The 3396-nt window shown below is 70.4% G+C and carries 4 protein-coding genes; 3 read left to right on the plus strand and 1 reads right to left on the minus strand.

The annotated features are described in order from the left end of the window. Positions 1-83 precede the first annotated feature (83 nt). Positions 84-980, plus strand: a complete 897-nt coding sequence (locus QK444_RS34300; protein WP_282786170.1) for an RNA polymerase sigma-70 factor — start codon at positions 84-86, stop codon at positions 978-980. Between the two features lie 27 nt (positions 981-1007). Here the strand turns inward: QK444_RS34300 and QK444_RS34305 are convergent, their stop codons facing one another. Next, positions 1008-2147, minus strand: coding sequence for a lipase family protein (locus QK444_RS34305; RefSeq protein ID WP_282786171.1), 1140 nt, complete (start codon positions 2145-2147; stop codon positions 1008-1010). A 119-nt stretch (positions 2148-2266) separates the two neighbouring features. Here QK444_RS34305 and QK444_RS34310 point away from each other — a divergent pair, with 119 nt between their 5' ends. Next, the gene (locus QK444_RS34310; RefSeq protein WP_282786172.1) at positions 2267-2884 is read left to right on the plus strand and encodes a TetR/AcrR family transcriptional regulator; all 618 of its coding nucleotides are present in this window, start codon (positions 2267-2269) and stop codon (positions 2882-2884) included. A gap of 120 nt (positions 2885-3004) precedes the next feature. Beyond that, on the plus strand, positions 3005-3396 hold a 392-nt coding region (locus tag QK444_RS34315; protein ID WP_282786173.1), incomplete at its 3' end, for a DoxX family protein.

Here is a 3396-nt window from a genome sequence, read left to right on the forward strand (position 1 = left end):
CGATCACGGCCCCGGCGTGTCACGTGCGCGGCGGCCGCAGAGTCTGGTGTGACATACGGTCGAGGACACGGACAGGAGTCACCATGCACGAGGCCGACGGCACGGATGCGGCCACCGCGGCATTCGTCACCCACCGCAACCTGCTCTTCACCGTCGCCTACGAGATTCTCGGTTCGGCCGCCGACGCCGAGGACGTATTGCAGGAGACCTGGCTGCGGTGGACGGGCGTCGACCTGGACGCGGTGCGCGACGACCGCGCCTACCTGGTGCGCATCACCACCCGCCAGGCGCTCACCCGACTGCGCACGCTGGGCCGCCGCCGGGAGTCCTATGTCGGCCCGTGGCTGCCCGAACCGCTGCTCACCTCACCCGATGTGGCCGAGGACGTCGAATTGGCGGAGAGCGTCTCGATGGCCATGCTGCTGGTGCTGGAGACCCTCGCGCCCACCGAGCGCGCGGTCTTCGTCCTGCGCGACGTCTTCGACCTGGGCTACGACGAGATCGCCGCCGCCGTGGACAAGACCCCGGCCGCGGTGCGTCAGATCGCGCACCGGGCGCGGGCGCACGTGGCCGCGCGCCGCCCGCGCGGGGTGGTCTCCCCCGCCGAGACCCGGCACGCGCTGGACGCCTTCCAGGTCGCGGTGGAAACGGGCGACCTGCGCCGCCTGCTCGACATTCTCGCCCCGGACGTGGTGATGCTGGGCGACGGCGGCGGCATCAAGCAGGCCATCACCCGACCCGTGGTGGGCGCGCGCCGGGTGGGCCGCCTGCTGGCCGGTGGTCTGGACCGGCACGGCGGGACGCTGACGGTCGAGCCGGTGCAGGCCAATGGCTTCCCGGCCCTGGTCGTGCGCATCGACGGTGCGATCGACGGCATCGTGGCCGTGCGGATCGACGACGGTCTCGTCACCGGGCTCTACGTCGTGCGCAATCCCGAGAAGCTGTCGCATGTGACATTCGAGACCGCCGTCAGCCGCTGAACCGGCGCGACCGGCGACCGATCCGGCTCAGGCGAAGAGCCGGGCCACGAACGGCATGCTGTCCGGCAGCGATGCCGCCATGGTCGCGCTGTGGTCCTTGCCGGGGTAGATGTGCACCTCGGGACGCACGCCGTGCGCTTCCAGATCGGCGATGAGCTTGGTGGTCAACGGAATCGGCACATCGGTGTCGTTGGTGCCCTGTCCGATGAACAGCGGGCGGTCGTATCCGGACATGGGCACGTCGAGCACGGTGCGCGCCCGTGCGATGAGATCGCCCTCCGCGAGCGGCCGCGCCAGCAGTTCGCCGAGCGCCACTCCGGCCGCACGCTGGGTCATGGGCGCGTAGCACAGGGTTTCGGCGGCGGCCACCAGTTCCTTGCCGAGCGGCGACAGGTAGCTGTCCAGGTCCAGATCGGGCAGCGCCGTGCGCAAACCGTTGAACACATAGGTGCCGTAGGCCGTCAGGGCGGCGGACCGGACGGGCACGCTGTCCGGGCCGAGCAGGCCGAAGACCTCGGCCACATTGGAGGCCGGACCCGTCGCCACCGCGCCGCGGTAGTCGAGTTCGGGTGCGTAGCGTGTGGCCTGCGCGGCGGTGAAGACGGTCGCGCCGCCGCCCTGGGACTGGCCGATGGCCACCCACTTGGCGGCCAGCGAGGCATCGACCGCGCGGGCCGCGCGCACCATGTCGATGGCGGCGTTGGCCTCGGCGCGACCGTCCAGGTAGGCGTGTCCGCCCGGGGTGCCGAGTCCGATGTAGTCGGTGGCGACCACGGCGTAGCCCTGGTCCATCCAGGTGCCGAGGTAGTCCAGGTCGCGCTGGGAGCGGCCCGCGGTCGAGGGCGCGCAGGCGTCGCCCACGCCCACCGTGCCGTGTTCCCACGAGAGCACGGGCCAGCCGCCGGGCGGCGGTGTTCCGGCGGGGACGAAGATCGCGCCGGTGGACAGGGCGGGCGCGCCCGCGGAGTCCTGGGTCCAGTAGGTCAGCCGACGCGCCGATCCGGTGCCGGGGATCCACAGTTCGGCGGGCAGGGCCGCGGCGCTGACGACGGTGCCCGGTGCGGAGGTGTGCGCCGCGCTCGGCGGATCGGCCGCCGCGCTGCCCGCGAGCGGCGCGCTCGCCACTATCGCCGTCGAAACCAGGGTGAGTACTGCGCGTCGCGTCATCGCGGCCCTCTCGCATCGGTGAGCAAATAGTGTCACAGTGAGACACTTCGATCAGGCTAACCGGAAAAGTGTCACGGCGTGACATCAAATAGTGTGGGTTGGACAACGAAGGGCGGGACATGCCGGAATCGGTAGGACTGCGCGAGCAGGAGAAGGCCCGCGTGCGCCGGGAACTCATGGACGCCGCGCTGCGGCTGTTCGAGCGACAGGGGTACGAGCAGACCACCGTGCAGCAGATCGCCGACGCGGTGCGGGTCTCGCGTCGCACCTTCCATCGCCACTTCCCGTCCAAGGCGGCCGTGGTGTTCGGCCACGAGGAGGACCTTGTCGCCTTCCTGCTCGCGGCCATGGACCGGCGACCGCCCGAGGAGTCCGCGCTCACCGCGCTGCGCGGCGCGCTGCGCGAACTGCTCGTCCACGAACCGGATGCCGAACAGCGGCGCGAACAGGCCGCAACCGTCCGCCGCGCCCGCCAGGTGCTGATCACCAATCCCGAACTGCGACAGGAGAATTTCACCGGGGCGGTGCTGCGCCGCCACGTCCTCGCCGAGCACTTCGCCCGCCGCGCCGGACTGGCCGAGGCCGATCTGCGCACCCAGGTCGCCGCCGCGGCCTGCTTCGCCGCCCTGGGCGTCGGACTCGACCACTGGGTGGTGAACACCGACCACTCACTGTCCGCCCTCCACAGAACCCTGGACGGGGCCATCGCCACGCTGCAGGACGGCCTCGACGTCTGATCCGCGCCCGATACCGCCCTATACTCGGTAGCTACAGCGTTGCCCGCCGGTACGTTTGAATTCCGGCGCAGGAGATACCCACCGACAAAGTGACCTATTTCCGAAGCAAGGGGCCCGTTGATGTTGCTACGACGACTTGCCCGGCCGCTGCTGGCCTCCGCCTTTCTCGCGGATGGGGCCGACACGCTCATGCACCCGGACGAACGGGTGAAGGCGGCCAACACCCTCCTGGAGCAGCAGCGTGAATCCCGGTTCGCCGGGGTCGCCGAGAAACTGCCCGCCGATCCGGCCACATTGGTGAAAATCAACGCCGGCACGCAGATAGCTGGCGGGGTGCTACTCGCCACGGGCAAGGTGCCGCGACTCGCCTCGCTGATGCTCGCCATGACCGTGGTGCCATCGGCGGTGACCAATCAGGATTTCTGGCAGGAGACCGATCCCACCCGCAAGGCGGCCAAGCGGACCGCGTTCTTCAAGGATATGAGCCTGCTCGGCGGCCTGCTCATCGCCAG

It is taken from the genome of Nocardia sp. CC201C (assembly GCF_030010695.1).
Taxonomy (GTDB): Bacteria; Actinomycetota; Actinomycetes; order Mycobacteriales; family Mycobacteriaceae; genus Nocardia; species Nocardia otitidiscaviarum.

Excerpts from the sequence above, each read along its gene's own strand:
- QK444_RS34300 (WP_282786170.1), top strand. The coding sequence starts at position 84 with ATGCACGAGGCCGACGGCACGGATGCGGCCACCGCGGCATTCGTCACC.
- QK444_RS34305 (WP_282786171.1), bottom strand. The coding sequence starts at position 2,147 with ATGACGCGACGCGCAGTACTCACCCTGGTTTCGACGGCGATAGTGGCG.
- QK444_RS34310 (WP_282786172.1), top strand. The coding sequence starts at position 2,267 with ATGCCGGAATCGGTAGGACTGCGCGAGCAGGAGAAGGCCCGCGTGCGC.